The organism is Microbacterium sp. A93 (genome assembly GCF_051842835.1).
Genome location: NZ_JBPXMT010000004.1, coordinates 280595 through 297708 on the forward strand (window position 1 = coordinate 280595; position 17114 = coordinate 297708).

At 64.9% G+C, this 17114-nt stretch carries 12 protein-coding genes; 6 read left to right on the top strand and 6 right to left on the bottom strand.

Annotated features, from left to right (window positions below):
- Positions 1-34: 34 nt before the first annotated feature.
- The 3 genes from ACSU1G_RS12385 (at position 35) to ACSU1G_RS12395 (ending at position 6080) form a co-directional block, all read left to right on the top strand.
- Positions 35-661 carry a TetR/AcrR family transcriptional regulator gene (locus tag ACSU1G_RS12385; protein WP_439280257.1) on the top strand — a complete coding sequence of 209 codons (627 nt, stop codon included), beginning with the start codon at positions 35-37 and terminating at the stop codon, positions 659-661.
- Complete coding sequence (locus ACSU1G_RS12390) at positions 654-3833, top strand: efflux RND transporter permease subunit (protein ID WP_439280258.1); 3180 nt, start codon at positions 654-656, stop codon at positions 3831-3833. Before ACSU1G_RS12385 ends, ACSU1G_RS12390 begins: the two co-directional genes overlap by 8 nt.
- A gap of 102 nt (positions 3834-3935) precedes the next feature.
- The gene (locus ACSU1G_RS12395; protein WP_439280259.1) at positions 3936-6080 is read left to right on the top strand and encodes a HelD family protein; all 2145 of its coding nucleotides are present in this window, start codon (positions 3936-3938) and stop codon (positions 6078-6080) included.
- Here the strand turns inward: ACSU1G_RS12395 and ACSU1G_RS12400 are convergent.
- A complete protein-coding gene (locus ACSU1G_RS12400) occupies positions 6073-6969 on the bottom strand; it encodes an aldose 1-epimerase family protein (protein ID WP_439280260.1) in 897 nt (298 codons plus the stop codon). The genes ACSU1G_RS12395 and ACSU1G_RS12400 overlap by 8 nt on opposite strands.
- 228 nt (positions 6970-7197) lie before the next feature.
- Here ACSU1G_RS12400 and ACSU1G_RS12405 point away from each other — a divergent pair, with 228 nt between their 5' ends.
- Positions 7198-9654, top strand: coding sequence for a DEAD/DEAH box helicase (locus ACSU1G_RS12405; RefSeq protein WP_439280261.1), 2457 nt, complete (start codon positions 7198-7200; stop codon positions 9652-9654).
- A gap of 91 nt (positions 9655-9745) precedes the next feature.
- Here the strand turns inward: ACSU1G_RS12405 and ACSU1G_RS12410 are convergent, their stop codons facing one another.
- Both ACSU1G_RS12410 and ACSU1G_RS12415 read right to left on the bottom strand, forming a co-directional pair.
- A complete protein-coding gene (locus ACSU1G_RS12410; RefSeq protein WP_439280262.1) occupies positions 9746-10294 on the bottom strand; it encodes a YaeQ family protein in 549 nt (182 codons plus the stop codon).
- Between the two features lie 46 nt (positions 10295-10340).
- Positions 10341-11387, bottom strand: a complete 1047-nt coding sequence (locus ACSU1G_RS12415) for an Rv2578c family radical SAM protein (RefSeq protein ID WP_439280263.1) — start codon at positions 11385-11387, stop codon at positions 10341-10343.
- A gap of 85 nt (positions 11388-11472) precedes the next feature.
- On the opposite strand from ACSU1G_RS12415, the gene ACSU1G_RS12420 reads away from it, so the two are divergent.
- A complete protein-coding gene (locus tag ACSU1G_RS12420) occupies positions 11473-12399 on the top strand; it encodes a M15 family metallopeptidase (RefSeq protein ID WP_439280264.1) in 927 nt (308 codons plus the stop codon).
- Between the two features lie 141 nt (positions 12400-12540).
- Positions 12541-13704, top strand: a complete 1164-nt coding sequence (locus ACSU1G_RS12425; protein ID WP_439280265.1) for an acyl-CoA dehydrogenase family protein — start codon at positions 12541-12543, stop codon at positions 13702-13704.
- 94 nt (positions 13705-13798) lie between these two features.
- Here ACSU1G_RS12425 and ACSU1G_RS12430 read toward each other — a convergent pair whose 3' ends face one another.
- The 3 genes from ACSU1G_RS12430 to ACSU1G_RS12440 all read right to left on the bottom strand — a co-directional run bounded on the left by ACSU1G_RS12430 (position 13799) and on the right by ACSU1G_RS12440 (position 16988).
- Entirely contained in the window at positions 13799-14614 is an 816-nt protein-coding gene (locus ACSU1G_RS12430) for an energy-coupling factor transporter transmembrane component T (protein ID WP_439280266.1), read from the bottom strand.
- A complete protein-coding gene (locus tag ACSU1G_RS12435) occupies positions 14611-16371 on the bottom strand; it encodes an ABC transporter ATP-binding protein (protein WP_439280267.1) in 1761 nt (586 codons plus the stop codon). Before ACSU1G_RS12435 ends, ACSU1G_RS12430 begins: the two co-directional genes overlap by 4 nt.
- Before the next feature lie 74 nt (positions 16372-16445).
- On the bottom strand, positions 16446-16988 hold the full coding sequence (locus ACSU1G_RS12440; protein ID WP_439280268.1) for an ECF transporter S component: 543 nt from the start codon (positions 16986-16988) through the stop codon (positions 16446-16448).
- Positions 16989-17114 lie beyond the last annotated feature (126 nt).

A 17114-nucleotide genomic window follows, 5' to 3' on the forward strand; every position in this document is an offset into this window, starting at 1 on the left:
GTACATGTACTGATGTCTGCGACCGGGGAGGGTCATGACGGTGACACTGCGCCGCAAGCGTGACCCCGAGGGCAGGCGGCTCGCGATCATCGAGGCGGCCGCTGAGCTCATTGTCGAGATCGGCGGCGACGCCATCACGCATCGCAAGGTCGCGGCCAGAGCCGGCGTACCGCTCGGAGCGACGACTCAGTACTTCGACACGCTCGATGACCTGCGCGACGCCGCCGTGCGTCACTTGTCTGTCGAGGTGGATGCTCGGATCGAGATGATTCGCCGCACGGTCGAGCGCGATGGCGCCTCGGCGCGGGTCCTCGCCGAGATCCTGCACCGCGGACTCATCGATGCGCATACTGTGCGTCTCGATCGCGCGGTCGCGACTGCGGCCATCCATGATCCGCAGCTGCATGGGCTCGCCCGGCGCTGGTCAGCCCAGCTCGTCTCCTTCCTCGCTCCCGTCCATGGTGAGGAGCGGGCGACCGCCGTCGCCATCTTCATCGACGGCGTCATGTGGCACGCGCTGCTGAACGACGCCCCACTCCCGCAGGAGCTCATCGAGTCGGCCCTCACCGGTCTGCTCGGTATCCCTGCGGTCACGCCTGCCGAAGCATCCGTCTCGCACGACGCATCCGTCCGTACTGATCGAGAGAAACCCCGTGTATAAACTCGCCGTTCTCAGTCTGCGCAACCGCGCACTGATCGCCCTCATCACGATCGTCGCTGCCGTGTTCGGTGGACTCGCGATGACGAACCTCAAGCAGGAGCTCATCCCCTCGCTTGAGCTGCCGGCGCTCATCGTCATGACGACCTACCCCGGCGCCTCGCCTGAGGTCGTTGAAAACGATGTCTCAACGCCGATCGAGACGGCGATTCAGGGTGTACCGGGGCTCGAGGCAACGAGTGCGACCAGTACGACGAATGCCTCGATCATCCAGGCGACGTTCACCTATGGTGAGAACCTCGCGACCGCCGAGCAGAAAATGCAGCAGGCGATCAACCGCATCTCCGCACAGCTGCCGGACGGTGTCGAGCCGCAGGTGCTGTCGGTGTCGATCGATGACTTCCCGGTGGTTCAGATCGCCGTGACCGGTTTCGATGACGCCGAGACAGCTCAATCAGACCTCGAGAACGTAGCGATCCCTGCGCTCGAAGACGTCGACGGTGTCAATGCCGCCCAGATCGTCGGAGGCATCGGGCAGCGGATCACCATCACGCCTGACAATGCGAAGCTCGCCGAAGCGGGTCTCACGACACAGGCGATCAGCTCGGCGCTGCAGCAGAACGGCACGCTGTTCCCCGGCGGCAACATCACCGAGGACGGTCAGACACTGACCGTCCAAACAGGCGCGAAGATCACCTCCGTCGAGGAGATCGCCGCCCTCCCGCTCGTCGGTGCGCAGGCCACGATCGCCGATGTCGCGACGGTTGAGCTGGCATCAGAGCCGACCTCGTCGATCTCACGCGTGAACGGCGAGGACGCGCTGTCGATCTCGATCACCAAGCTGCCTGCGGCAAACACCGTCGAGGTGTCCAACGGTGTGATCGCCGCGATCGACGAACTGAAGAAGGCATTCCCGGATGCCGAGTTCACCGTCGTGTTCGATCAGGCTCCGTTCATCGTGCAGTCGATCGAGACGTTGGCCACCGAGGGTCTGCTCGGGCTCGTGTTTGCGGTGATCGTCATCTTGGTGTTCCTGATGTCGATCCGTTCGACGCTTGTCACCGCGATCTCGATCCCGACGAGCGTGCTCATCACCTTCGTTGGTCTGCAGGCGTTCGGATACTCGCTGAATATCCTCACCCTTGGCGCGCTGACCATTGCGATCGGTCGTGTGGTCGATGACTCCATCGTCGTCATCGAGAACATCAAGCGGCACTACGTCGGCGATGCGAACAAGGGCGATGCGATCCGGCTGGGCGTGCGCGAGGTGGCTTCGGCCATCACCGCATCCACCATCACGACCGTCGCGGTGTTCCTGCCCATCGTGTTCGTCGGCGACATGGTCGGTGAGCTGTTCCGACCATTCGCGATGACCGTGGCGATCGCCATGGCCGCGTCGCTTCTGGTGTCGCTGACCATCGTGCCGGTCCTGGCGTACTGGTTCCTCAAGCCGGGCAAGGAACTGCTCGACGACAGTGGCAAGGTCATCGATCCGGAGCATCCGGATGCTCCGCCGACCAAACTGCAGAAGGCGTATCGACCGATCCTGAGCTGGACTCTTAAGCACTCCGGCCTCACCGTGATTCTCGCCGTCGTCGTGCTGGGCGGTACGCTCGCCGCGGCTCCGCTGATGAAGATCAACTTCCTCAGCGACACCGGTCAGAACACGATGACGGTCACACAGGATCTCGGTCCGACCGCGAGCCTCGAGACGAAGGATGCCGCGGCAGCAATCGTCGAGGATGCCCTGTCGGGCCTCGACGGAATCGAGAACGTGCAGGTGTCGATCGGCTCGAGTGGATCGTCCCTCATGGATGCCTTCTCCGGCGGTGCCGGGGTGACCTACTCGATCATGACGTCGGCGGATGTCGATCAGGAGCAGCTCAGGGCTGACGTGCTGGATGCTGTCGACGGACTCGACGGCGTCGGCGAGATCAGCGTCAACGCTGCTGCCGGCTTCGGATCCAGCGATATCGCGGTGAACATTACAGCGCCGAACAGTGAGGCGCTCACCGCAGCCACCGAAGCGGTGACCGCTGAACTTGAGGGACGCGACGGCATCGGTCAGGTAACCGATAACCTCGCCGCTTCGCTGCCGTACATCGCTGTCGTCGTTGACCGCCAGGCGGCGGCAGACGTCGGACTGTCCGAGGTCGCCGTCGGGCAGATCGTGTCGAGCACCATGCGTCCGCAGCAGATCGGCTCTGTCGAGCTGAACGATACCGCGCTGACCGTATACCTCGCAGCGACCGAGCCGCCGACCACAGTCGAGGCCCTGCGCACGCTGACGATTCCGAGCGCGCTCGGAATCGTGCAGCTGCAGGACATCGCCGCCGTGGAACAGCGCGAGGGACCGACCTCCATCACCACTGAACAGGGTCGTCGTACCTCGACGGTCACCGTGCCGCCGGCATCAGACAACCTCGCGGTGGCGACTGCCTCGGTTGCCGCAGCGCTTGAGGCCGTGGATCTGCCCGACGGCGTCAGCGCCGAGGTCGGCGGTGTTGCATCCCAGCAGGCAGACTCGTTCTCGCAGCTTGGACTCGCGATGCTCGCCGCGATCCTGATCGTCTACGTCGTGATGGTGGCGACCTTCAAGTCGCTGCGTCAGCCGCTACTGCTGCTCATCTCGGTGCCGTTCGCGGCAACCGGTGCGATCCTGCTGCAGATCGTCACGGGCGTGCCGCTGGGCGTCGCATCCCTCATCGGTGTGCTGATGCTGATCGGCATCGTGGTCACGAATGCGATCGTGCTCGTCGACCTCGTCAACCAGTATCGGGAGAAGGGCCTGGCCGCGCATGACGCGGTCATGGCCGGTGGCGAGAAGCGTCTGCGCCCGATCCTGATGACGGCGCTCGCGACGATCTTCGCCCTCACGCCGATGGCGTTGGGGATCACCGGTCACGGCGGGTTCATCTCGCAGCCGTTGGCGATCGTCGTGATCGGCGGTCTGGTCTCATCGACCGTGATGACGCTGATCGTGTTGCCGACTTTGTACAACCTCGTCGAGGGTGCGAAGGAACGCCGCCGGGCGCGTAAGGCCGGGCCGGATGCGTCGGCTGCCGACTCGAACGACGAGCCCACGCCGGATTCGCCTGAGGATGCCGGTCGCGTGCTCACACGTCGCGAGATGCGCGAGCAGCAGGGGTTGTCGGCGGCGAACCCCGTCGACTGACGCCCAGCAAAAATACATCACCGGCTCACGGAATATTCCACGAGCCGGTGACGTTAAGCGACCAGTGCGCTGATTTCAACCCAGTGCCCAGAAAGAGCGTCAGTGTCTTTGAACGATGTCACCACCCTTCCCAACCAGGACACGATCGCGAATGAGACCACCGTGTCTCAGGAACAGTCCATCCTCGACGAGGCCTTCGCTCGCAGGGATGATCTCCTCAGCGAACTCGACGCCGAGCTGGACAAGCCGGCGACGGATGCCGTTCACCACGCGCGGATGCGCATGATGACGCAGCGGCGTTCCGAACTGCGGTACGCCGAGCAGGGCCTGATCTTCGGCCGGCTCGACTCGCTCGACCAGAGCGTGCGCCACCTCGGCCGGGTCGGAATCCCCGGTGCAGACGGCGATGACGATGAGCCCCTCGTGATCGACTGGCGAGCACCGGCCGCCCGAGCCTTCTACACCGCGACCGCCGTCGACCCTCAGGGTCAGGCGCGACGTCGCCACATCCGCACTGATGGACGCACGGTGCTGAGCATCGACGACGAGCCGCTCGACGGTTCAGCGGCCAGCGATCTTGTCGGCGAAGGGGCACTGCTCGCCGCACTCGACGAACGCCGCACCGGACGCATGAACTCGGCCGCGGCGACGCTGCAGGTCGAGCAGGACGACGTGATCCGCGCGAGCCCGCAGGGACCGATCGTCGTGCAGGGCGGACCGGGCACGGGAAAGACCGTCGTGGCGCTGCACCGCGTCGCCTACCTGCTCTTCACCCACGCGCAGCTCGCCGCACAGGGCGTGCTCGTGCTCGGCCCGTCGATGCGATTCCTGGATTACATCGCCCAGGTGCTGCCGGCTCTCGGCGAAACGGCTATCGTCTCTGCGACCTGCGACACCCTGGTGCCCGGGATCGCGGTCGAGCGTGACGAACCGCGTCACGTCGCCGAGATCAAGGGCCGTGCGCTCTGGCAGAAGGCGCTGACCGACTACGCCGCGTCGCTGACACCGCGGCCCGCTGCCCTCGAGCTGGTCTGGGAGGGCGAGAAGTACGCGCTCGACGAGCGCCGGATCGCGAACGCACTGGCATCCGCTACATCCGGACGCTCGTACCACGCCGCACGCGCCGCCTTCAGTGCGCACGTGCACGATCTCCTCACCGACGCGGTCGTGGAGCGCAGCGAGGAAACGCTCGCGCAGATGGAGGAGGGTCTGGAAGATCTGCTCGGTTCCTTCGACGCGAAGCTCGGGCGGGCGGATGACCGCGGCGTGGCCGACGGTGTCTCCGGCGCCGAGGCCGACGGTGTGCTGTCAGAGGAAGACATCGAGCGGCTGCGCGATCGCATCGCGGACGACCGTGGACTGGACGATCTGCTCGCCCAGTGGTGGCCGATTCTGGATGCCACGGACGAGCTCGTGCGTCTGCTCGGCGACGACGAACTGCTGCAGGAATGGGCACCGGACCTCACCGAGGCGGAGCGCGAGGCGATCACCCAGGAGTCGAGCGGATGGGTGAGCAGCGACATTCCGCTCGTCGACGCGCTGTCGGATCTGCTGGGCAACCCGCTCTCCGACAGTGAGCAGGGCGAGTTCCTCGCCGATCGGGCCGCATCGCAGCGCGACTGGGTCTACGGTCACGTCGTGATCGACGAGGCGCAGGAACTGTCAGAGATGCAGTGGCAGATGGTGCTGCGCCGGTGCCCTTCGCGCTCGATCACTGCGGTCGGTGACATCGATCAGGCGGAAGCCCCGCACCGGCACGTGACCTGGGCGCAGGCAGTTGACGCCGCATTCGGCGAGCGCTGGACTGAGACGAAGCTGACGATCTGCTATCGCACGCCGCTTGAGGTGATGCAGCTCACCGCTCCCGTGCTCCGCAACGCAGGAAGCGTGAATGAGCCGCCACGTGCGGTGCGCTCCTCCGGCATCGAGCCGTGGTCGCGCGACGTCGCGGAGAGCGACATCGCCGCGGAAGCCGCGCGCCTTGTCGATGACCTGGCACAGCGCTGGACCGGCGGAACGGTCGGCGTGATCGCGCCCATCGGTCGTCTGGCCGCGCTGCGCGCCGCGCTTCCCGGTGTCACGGTGATGTCTGCGACCGACTCGAAGGGCCTTGAATGGGATGCCACGTTGCTCGTGGATGCCGATGGCATTGCCGCCGAGCCACGTGGCTGGAACGGACTCTACGTCGCGCTCACCCGCTGCACTCAGGAGCTGGGACAGCTGCATGTGATGGAGCGAATCAGCTGAGCTCGATGCCCCAGGTCAGCGTGCAGGTCTCGCCGGGGGCGAGGCGGCGGATGCCGAGGCCGCTGTTCAACGCGTCAGCGGGAGCCGACATGGGCTCGATCGCGACCGCGAGAGCCTGACCCGGATAGTTCGTCGTCGTGTACACCTGCACGAAGTCGAAGCCCTCGCCCTGCCACAGCGTCACCTCGCGACCGTCCGGGGCGGTGAGCGAGTGGCGCACTTTCCCGTCTTCGTCGCGGGCGAGGTCAGTGAAGCCGGTGTCGAGCGTGATGTCGCCGAGGCGCACCCCGACACGCAGCGACTCAGGTGCAGGCGAGGTTCCGGTCGGCAGCATCCGCTCGTCGGTGTCGAACTGCGTCGCGGCAGGAACTGTGAGCACCAGATCATGCGCATCGACGTCGCCGATCGTGACGAAGGGGTGCGTGCCGATGGCGACGGGGGCTGTGGCGTCCGACCGGTTCGTCAGCGTGTGCGTGACCTGGATGCCAGCATCCGTCAAGGCGTACGCGACCGTCGTCGCGATCTCGTAGGGGTACCCGGTTTGGGGGTGGATCGTCGCATGGAGGATGGCTGTCGCATCCGATTGTGTGATGTCGTAAGCGGTGAAACGCAGCAGCCCGTGACTCGCGTTGTTGAGCTTCGGCTCGGTGATCGCGAGATTCTGTACCGTGCCCTCGTCATTCCAGACCCCATCACGCACGCGGTTCGGCCACGGCGCGAGCACGACACCCGAGCAGGACGGGGTCGGAACGTTTTCCGGGTAGCGCGCGACGACGTCGACACCGCCGACCGTGAGGCCGCGAAGGGATGCTCCGACCTGGGCGATCTGCGCCGTCACGGCGCCGCGCTGGAGGTGGATCTGGGTGCCAGTGGGGGAGAGAGAAGTCACCTCGCAATCGTACGGGGGTCTTTCTCAGGCGTGTCGGCTAAACTGGTGAAGTCGGCTTCGGACAGCCGCGCGATAGCGCGAGCGTTTTTGTGGTCCAGGGGCCGATGGTGAGCGTCGATCGACGCACATTACCATCACATGAATGGCCCCCGGCCGACGGATGTCCGGGTTATCCCTGCGCGCGTACGTAGGTGCTGTTCTCGTGCAGAGAACCAGAAGGATTTCCCCTTGCCTAACAACAAGAAGCCCCAGGGCGGCCGAACCGGTCGCAACTTCGAGCCGCGCTACGGCGAGAAGAAGACCTCGTTCCACGACCGCCACGCTGGCCGCCCCGAGGGCGACCGCGGCGGACGCTCGGACGCTGGTCCGAAGCGTTCTGCGGGAGGCCCCAGCCGCAGTTTCGACCGTAGTCCCGGTAGCAAGAGCTCGACCCACCGCGGTTACCGCCCGGCCGAGGCTGACACCGGAGCACCCAAGCGTCGCTGGACCGACCAGGAGCGTGCCGGTCGCGATGATGCTCGTGGCTTCGCCGGTCGTAGCGATTCGGGTCGCCGCGATGCACCGCAACGCGACGAGCGTCCGCGCACCGGCAGCGACCGTGGCAACGACCGTCCCCGGTTCAACAATGACCGTGGTGGCGAGCGTCCTCGTTATAACAACGACCGCGGCAATGACCGCCCTCGTTTCAACAGCGACCGTGGCGCTGAGCGTCCGAGCTACAACGCTGATCGTGGTGCTGGGCGTCCGAGTTACAACGCTGATCGTTCCGCTGGGCGTCCGAGTTACAACAACGACCGCGGCAATGACCGCCCTCGTTTCAACAACGACCGTTCCGCTGGGCGCCCGAGCTACAACAATGATCGTGGCGCTGAGCGGCCCCGTTTCAACGACGACCGTTCCGCTGGGCGTCCGAGCTACAACGCTGACCGTGGTGCTGGGCGTCCGAGCTACAACAACGACCGCGGTAACGACCGTCCTCGTTTCAACAACGACCGTTCCGCTGGGCGTCCGAGCTACAACAATGACCGTGGCGCTGAGCGTCCGAGCTACAACAACGACCGTTCCGCTGGGCGTCCGAGCTACAACAATGACCGTGGCGCTGAGCGTCCCCGTTACAACGCTGACCGTGGCAACGACCGTCCGCGTTTTAACAGCGACCGCGGTGCCGAGCGTCCTAGCTACAACGACCGCCCCCGCACTAACAGCGATGACCGTCGTGCCGAGCGCCCCCGGGTCAACGCGGAGCGCTCCAACGATCGCCCGCGTACCAATGACCGTGAGCGCTCCAACGATCGCCCGCGTACCAATGACCGTGAGCGCTCCAACGATCGCCCGCGCACCAATGACCGTGAGCGCCGTAGCGAGCAGCGCCCCGGCCGTGACAACTGGAACGCTTCGACAAGCTCCGGCTCCAGCGGAGCGAAGTTCACTCCGGGCGCGGACGTCGTCCACGAGCGTCTCGCGGCGAAGACTGTCGCGGCCCCCGAGGTCGATGGCACCACGTTTGCGGACCTCGGTCTGGGCTCCAACATTGTCGAGGCGCTGAAGGAGCTCGGTGCATCCGCACCGTTCGCCATCCAGGCAGCGACCATCCCGTCGATCCTCGAAGGCCGCGATGTGCTCGGCCGTGGCCGCACCGGCTCCGGCAAGACCATCGCCTTCGGCGCACCACTGGTCGAGCGCGTGCTGAAGTCGCAGGCCGGCAAGCGTCGCGAGTTCGGCCGCTCCCCGCGGGCGATCATCCTTGCTCCGACGCGTGAGCTCGCACTGCAGCTCGACCGCACGATCCAGCCGATCGCGCGCAGCGTCGGGCTGTTCACCACGCAGATCTACGGTGGCGTCCCTCAGGGTCGTCAGGTCGGCGCGTTGAAGAAGGGCGTCGACATCGTGATCGGCACACCCGGTCGCGTCGAGGACTTGATCAACCAGGGCAAGCTCGACCTGTCGGATTGCATCGTCGCTGTTCTCGACGAGGCAGACCACATGTGCGAGCTTGGCTTTGTCGAGCCGGTGCAGCGCATCCTCCGTCACACCAAGGACGGCAGCCAGAAGCTGTTGTTCTCGGCGACGCTTGACCGCGAGGTCGCTGCGCTCGTTGACGAGTTCCTCGTGGATCCCGCCGTATACGAGGTCGCTGGTGAAGACCAGGACTCCGGCACGATCGAGCACCGCGTCCTCGTGATCGAGCACCGCGAAAAGGCTGACATCCTGACTTCGATGGTCGACCGTGCAGGCAAGACTCTCGTCTTCGCTCGCACTCGGGCCTACGCCGAGACGCTCGCTGAGCAGTTCGATGACGCCGGTATCTCGGCGGTGTCGCTGCACGGTGACCTGAACCAGGCCAAGCGCACCCGCAACCTCGAGCGCATGAGCTCGGGTCGCGTGCAGGTTCTCGTGGCCACCGACGTCGCCGCTCGCGGCATCCACGTCGATGACATCGACCTGGTGATCCAGGCAGATGCGCCGGACGAGTACAAGACCTACATGCACCGCTCGGGTCGTACCGGGCGCGCAGGTCGCGCAGGCCGCGTCGTTACGCTCATCACGCGTCAGCGCGAGCGTCGGATGACGGACCTGCTGGGTCGCGCCGAGATCGACGCACCGTTCGAGTCCGCTCGCCTCGGCGACGACGTGATCGAGGAGATCACTGGGCGTATGCCCACCAACGCCGAGATCACCGCGTAACAGCGTTCATAACTCCTCAGATTCCTGAGGAAAGGGCTCCGGAAGCTACTTCCGGAGCCCTTTCGCGTCTGAGTGAGGAGTTGTGACCGACTCAGGTGCGGGGAGTAGCGCCCTGCACGTGAAGGGCTGAGCTGAGGTTCGTCCCGTTCAGGTCGAGGTAGAGCTGGCGTTCGGTGACGGTGAGGGTCACCGTGTTACGACGCTCAATCACCCGGACGGCGTCGTCGATGAAGCCAGGGTCGAAACTGAAGACTTCGATCTTGTCGATGTCATGGATACGCTTGCCCGCCCACGGGGCGATCACCTTCGTCGGGTCACGGTGCGTGTAGACGACGGTGCGCTCGGCGAGGCGGCTGCCATAGTGCATCCGTTCGGCGTCGGGTGCCCCCACTTCGATCCATGCGGTGATTTTGCCGGTGAGGTCGCGGGCGAGCACAGCCGGCTCTTCCGTCGACGAGAGGCCCTCGCTGAACGCGATCCCCTCGCCGTACTCGAGGCAGTAGGCGAGCAGGCGGGTGACCATGTAAGCATCGGTCTCGGACGGATGCCGGGCGACGCGGAGTGTGAAGTCGTCGTAGGCGCCCCGATCCATATCGGCCAGTTGCACTGTGAACGTGTGGATCATTGCGCCGATTGCCATAACTGTTGAGCCTACGCGCCGCGGCTGCGGGGGCCTGACCGAGTCATCAGAACAGCATCGGTGCCGGAGCTGAGGTCGCGGGTGCGCTTACGGATGTCGGCCGCATCAGCTGTCGTGTCGGATGCACGTCATCGGAATGCCGTGCTTCGAGTCCGTGCATGCGGATGAGCGGGCGTGTCCGCTTTGCCAGCCATTGCTGGTACGGCTTCGGTGCTTCGGAAGCTGCCCCGGGGTAAAGGCCGCGGTACGACGACATGAGCTCCGGATGCTCGCGCTCCAGCCACTGCATGAACCACGGCTTGACTCCCGCGCGAAGGTGCAGTGCGCCGTAGATGACGTGGTCAGCTCCGGACTGCTTGATGCGCTTCAGCGCATGACCGATCGCCTCGATCGAGTCGGTCAGGTGCGGAAGGACGGGCATGAGGAAGACACCGACACGGAAGCCGGCATCCGTCAGTGCCCGCACGGTATCGAGGCGCGCCTGCGTCGACGGGGTTCCTGGCTCGATCGAATGCTGCAGCTCGTCGTCGTACATCGCGATCGACATCTGGATATCGATCGACACACTCTTCGCAGCCTCAACGAGCAGCGGAATGTCGCGGCGGATCAGCGTCCCCTTGGTGAGGATTGACATCGGCGTGCCCGATTCCGCGAGCGCGCGGATGATGTCGGGCATGAGCTTGTAGCGGCCCTCGGCGCGCTGATAGGGATCGGTGTTCGTGCCGAGTGCCACCCGCTCGTGCTGCCAACTGCCACGGCGCAGCTCTTTCTGCAGCACCTCGGCGACGTTCGTCTTCACGACGATCTGCGAATCGAAGTCGCCACCGCCGTCGAGGTTGAGATACTCGTGCGTTCCGCGAGCAAAACAATAAACGCAGGCATGACTGCATCCACGGTAGGGATTGATCGTCCAGCTGAACGGCATCCGCGAACCGGCGGGAACCTTGTTCAGGGCCGAGCGTGCCAGCACCTCGTGGAAGGTCATGTCGGCGAACTCCGGTGTAGTCACTGATCGCACGATGCCAGTGCGATTCTCCATGCCGGGCAGCGCCGAAGCATCCTCTTCGTCGATCGTTTGTCCCTGCCATCGCATACACTCATTCGAACAAATCCTCGATGTTAAGTCAAGAAAGGATGCAAGTTATGTTCGATCAGCGTTTAAGGGGACAATGGAACCCATGAGTGACGCACTGCAACCCCGGCATGCGTCGCGCCGACCCCGAGCGTTGAGGATCGCCTTGCCCGTCGGGCTGGCGGTGACGGCGCTTGGTGCGCTGTGGGCGATCGCTGAGATCCCGGGGGTTGCCGGAGCAGAACTCCCGCCCATGCCTGTCGCGGCCGCTCAACTCCCGGTGATCGATGTCGCAGGCGTCACCGCCGCCGATCCCTGCTCTGAGCCCGCGGTGGTCGACGCACTCGGCGCGGGTGATGATGAAGCGGCCATTGCGGCTTTCGGTGGTGGCGCCGCATTCCGCGACGCAATGGTCGTCGGCAACGCTCCCTGCATCTCGCTCACTGACCCCGCGCGCCGATGGGTCATCGTGAACAAGACCCTCTCGCTGAATCCGGTCGACTACGCACCGGCCCCACTCAGTGGCACGTCAGTCGAAACGACCACGCGGTCGAACCAGCTCCGAGGCGACGCAGCATCCGCTCTCAACGAGATGGCCGCCGCTCTCCATGAGTCGGGCGCGGGCGTGCTGGGGATGAACAACGGCTACCGTTCGTATCGTCTGCAGGTTGCAACGCATGCCGGACACGTGAGTTCCCTCGGGCAGACGGCTGCCGATCGGGTTTCTGCACGCCCTGGCTTCAGTGAGCATCAGACCGGACTCTCGATGGATCTCGTCGCGTGCAGCAATGGCTGTGGCGAGATCGGCGCCTTTGGTGGCACACGTGAGTCGGAATGGGTTGCCGAGCATGCCTGGGAGCATGGCTTCATCGTCCGCTACGAAGAGGGCGTGACCGACACCACCGGGTATGTGCAGGAGCCCTGGCACATGCGCTACATCGGTCCGGCGCTTGCGTCCGCCTATCACGACAGCGGATGTCGATCGCTGGAAGAGTTCTTCGGACTCCCTGCTGCGCCGGACTACGCGCACTGACCCTCCTTCTGTGGCTTCCCACAAACGCGGTACGCAGTCTCACGTAACGTGGGATGCATTCTCACAAGGCTCTGGCTCGGCATCCGTTCTCCGGCATAGACTCGCGGGAGCAATGACGCCACACACGTTCGGGAGGACGGCATGGAACGCGATATCTACGATGAAGACCACGAGGCATTCCGCGACCTGGTGAAGGACTTCGTCAAGCGCCACGTCAACAACGAGAGCATCGAGAAGTGGGATGCTGACGGCGAAATCGACCGGGCGACCATGCTCGCAGCCGGAGAAGCAGGAATCATCGGACTCTCCGTTCCTGAGGAGTTCGGCGGCGCCGGCATGCTTCAGGACTACCGATTCCGCACCATTGTGAATGAAGAGGTCATCGGCGCCGGTGCCGGCTCCCTCGCTGGTGCCTTCGGCATCCAGGACGACCTCGCTGTTCCCTACCTTGTGCACATGGGCACGCAGGAGCAGAAGGACAAGTGGCTGCCTCGGATGGCTACCGGAGAAATCCTTGGCGCTCTTGCGATGAGCGAGCCCGGAGCGGGTAGCGACCTGCGCGGTATCAAGACCACGGCGAAGAAGACCGACGGCGGCTACATCGTCAACGGAGCGAAGACCTTCATCTCCTCGGGCAAGACCGCCGACATCGTCGTCACGTTCGTGAAGACCGGTGAGGGTAACCGTCCGGACGCGTTCAGCCTACTCATCCTCGAGAACGGCATGGAGGGCTTCGAACACGGCAAGAAGCTCAACAAGATGGGCTCGCACGGACACGACACCGCAGAGCTGTCGTTCAGCGATGTCTTCGTCCCCGAGGCGAACCTCATCAGCGGTAAGGAAGGTCAGGGCTTCCTGCAGCTGATGATGAACCTGCCGCTTGAGCGTCTCTCGATCGGCATCGCTGCGGCATCCGCTTCGCAGGCGGCGTTCAAGTGGACCGTCGAGTACACGAAGGACCGCGAAGCCTTCGGTGAGCGGATCATCGACTTCCAGAACACTCGCTTCAAGCTGGCGGATGTTGCGACAACCGTCGACGTCATGTGGGCGTATCTTGACCGTGCGCTGCTTGCCTACAAGGACAAGAAGCTCACCGGAGAAGAAGCAGCGAAGATCAAGTTCTGGACCACTGAACGCGAGTGGGAGATCCTCGACACCTGCGTGCAGCTGCACGGCGGCTACGGGTACATCACCGAGTATCCGATCACCCGTGCCTTCCTCGACGCGCGCGTGCACCGCATCTATGGCGGCACGAACGAGATCATGCGCGACATCGTCTCGCGTCAGATCGCCGGCAAGCGCTGAGCCGAGCCTCAGCACCCGCGTAGTCATTGAAAGAACGAAAACCCGCCTCCCGAGCCCTTGAATCCAAGGCATCGGGAAGGCGGGTTTTTCTTGGTTATAAGAAGAGGAAGAGCAGGGCGGATGCTGCGAGGAACAGCACGATGAAGACCACGTCGCGCCGGCGGAAGGGCACCAGATACCGCTCCGTGCGAGTGGCGTGGGCGCCGAAGGCTCGGGCATCCATCGCCAACGCCACGCGTTCGGCATGCCGGATCGCGCCGGCCAACAACGGCACGATGTAGCCCCAGCCGCGGGCGATCCGCGCGAACGGTCCGCGTCCGCCGTGGTGTCCGCGCACGCGATGCGCGGCGCGGATAACAGCAAGCTCATGGCCGAATCGCGGCACGAAGCGGTACGCGGCGAGGGCGGTGTAGCCGATCCGATACGGCACGCGCAGTTGCTGAATGCTCGCCCGCACGAGGTCGGGCCCGGTCGTCGTGAGCCCGCCGATCAGAGCAAGGGAAAAGATCGCAGCCACGCGAAGAGCGGTGGCGAAGCCGACCTGCAGCGCGCCGGAGAACAAGGTCCAGCCGCCGATCTGCAGGAACGGTGCGGTCTCGGCGACGCCAACGGCATCTACCCACAGCGAGAAGCCGAACCCGATTGCGACGATGCCGAGTGGCACGGCGACGAAGAGAAGGACGGCAGATCGCGACGTGATCCGAGCGCCGAGCAGAATCACGAGGTACGCGAACGCGATGAACGATACCGGTGTGGCGAGGTCGCGCACGAATATGAGCAGCAGCATCGCGGGTGCGACGGCCGCAACCTTCGATAGCGGATTGAGATGGTAAAGAAAGTGCCTGGCGGATGCTGGGGTCCCGGGCGTGAACGGATCGATTGTCTTCGTCGGCGAGGTGATGGCGGTCATCGCATGCCCTCGGCCAGAGTGCGGCGAACTCGGGGTGTGAGCGCGCGGTGCAGCATCGGCAGTCGTAGCCCGGCCGACTCGAATAGGCCCTCGGTGGCGAACAGCTCGGCGGTGAGGCCCGCGGCGTGCACGCGACCTTCGGCGAGAATGACCGTGTGCGTGGTCTGGTCAGCGACCAGCTGAAGATCGTGCGTCACGATGATGATCGTGGTGCCTTCAGCCCGTAGTTCGGTGAGCAGGTGCAGCAGTTCGGCGGCGCGGGCGCGATCCTGCCCGAATGTCGGCTCGTCGAGTGCGAGCACCCGCGGGTGCGTGATCAGTGCTGTTCCGACCGAGAGGCGACGCTTCTCGCCACCGGAGAGCAGGAACGGATGCACGTCAGCCTTGGCTTCGAGGCCGAATCTGGCGAGCATCTCGCCGACCCGCTCGCGAATCTCGTGCTCGGGTGTGTGCAGCAGCGTGAGCCCGTGCGCGAGTTCGTCGAATACGGTGTGCGCGATGAACTGGTGCTCCGGGTTCTGAAAGACGAAGCCGATGCGGGCGGCGAGGTCACGCGGAGACGCCGTGCCAGGATCAAGGCCGTCGATCGTGACCTGGCGTTTCGGTGGGGGAATGACTCCTGCCAGCGACTGGATGAGTGTAGTTTTCCCCGCACCGTTCGCCCCGATGATCGCCGTGAGCGAGCCGGCGGGGATGTCGAGGTCGATGCCGTGCAGGATCTCCTGCCGCCCGCGCTTCACTGTCAGGCCGCGGGCCCGCACGATCGAGTGTTCCGCGCCCGTCGGCTGGTACAGATGCAGGGCGGATGCACGGATGTCGGATGATTCCTCGGCGTTTCGCCCTGCAGGCGTGCTTCGACCCTGCAAGTGTGCCCCGGTGTCCGCCTTGTTGTCGTCGGCCTCGGCCATCGCCGCGGCGAGCTCCTCCGGGGTCAGGGGCAGCGGCACGTCCTCCGGCAGGATGCCGCGCGCGCGCAGCATCCGTCCCGCCAATGTGGCCGCCGGCAGCCATACCCCCATCGCGACGAGTTCTTCGGTGTGCCCGCGCAGCACCTCAGCGACCGGGCCGTCAAAGGCGAGGCGACCCTGCTGATCGAGCACGAGGGCACGAGTGGCGAAGCGCATCGCGGCATCCAGATTGTGCTCGACCAGCACGATGGCATGATCTCCCGCGGCGACCAGATCGCTGAGGGCGTCATACACGTCGTCGATACCCTGAGGATCGAGGTTTGCCGTGGGTTCGTCGAGCACGATCAGCGTCGAGCGCATCGCGAGTGCGCAGGCGATTGCAAGTCGTTGGCGTCCACCGCCGGACAACCGATCGGGGTTCCAGCTGCGACGATCCCACAGGCTCACTCGGCGGAGTGCCTGCTCGGCGCGTTCCACGACCTCGGCGACAGGAAACAGCAGGTTCTCCAACGCGAAGGCAACCTCGTCGAAGACGGTGCCGGTGACCAGTTGTGCGTCCGGATCCTGGAACACCATCGCCACCGTCGTGCTGAGTTCCGCGACCGGTGTGGTGATCGTGCTGCGCCCGCCCACTTCCACGGTGCCCTGGATATCCGCCGGAACAGACTGTGGCAACAAGCCGTTGAGCGCGAGGGTGAGTGTTGATTTCCCAGAGCCGCTCGGACCCAGCACTAGCACGACTTCGCCAGGATGCACGTCGAAGCTGACACCGCTCGGTGACGGGCGCGTAGCACCGGCGTGAGTGAGGGAGAGGTCACGCACGCGAAGTAGGGGCGCGGATGTGCGCACGGCGAAACCCCGAGTCTGTGGAAAGAGTACGGTACTAGGTTAGCTGAGCCTAACCTGACGCGCATGCAGGGGGTTCACCCGCGGATAACTCCTGCACGTCGCAGCGACGACCCCACACCGAGGCCGATCAATGTCCACACGACGGGGCCGAGCACGAACAGTGCGACGAAGCCTATTCCGCCCCATAGCGGCAGCGCGCCGACGTCAAAGGCGAACCACAGCGGCACTGCGATCACGATTCCGGTGATCGCAGCGGAGAGCAGGAAACGCCACGCCTCCCAGTGTCGATATCGCAGAAGCGCGGAGACACCTTCTTGGACGCCGCCGAACACGATCGCAGCGAGCAGATAGCGACCCGCCATGGCGGGGACGAAAGCAGTGGAGATGAGCGCCGCAATCGCATGGGTGATCAGTGCCACCCATGGCGCCCGCAGTACCTGTTGTGCGATCACGCCGGGAAGCACGTGGAAACCGAGGACGAGACCGTACAGTGGCACGGCTCCGACGGCGACGATCACGTGCAGGCCCGCCCACAATGCCGAGACGAGCCCCGTGGCGACGCCAATAGCAGCGCAGATCAGCAGCACGCGGGTCGACATCACGCGTTTCGTTGGCACTGTCCCAGCCTATCGCTGGGTTCACCGGGCCGGCCCACTCTCGCCTCTGGTGCGAGGGTAAAAGGGACGTTATACCGCGCCGGGCGATTGGAATCTACCTCTGGTGCGCGGCAGCGGCCGGGTCTA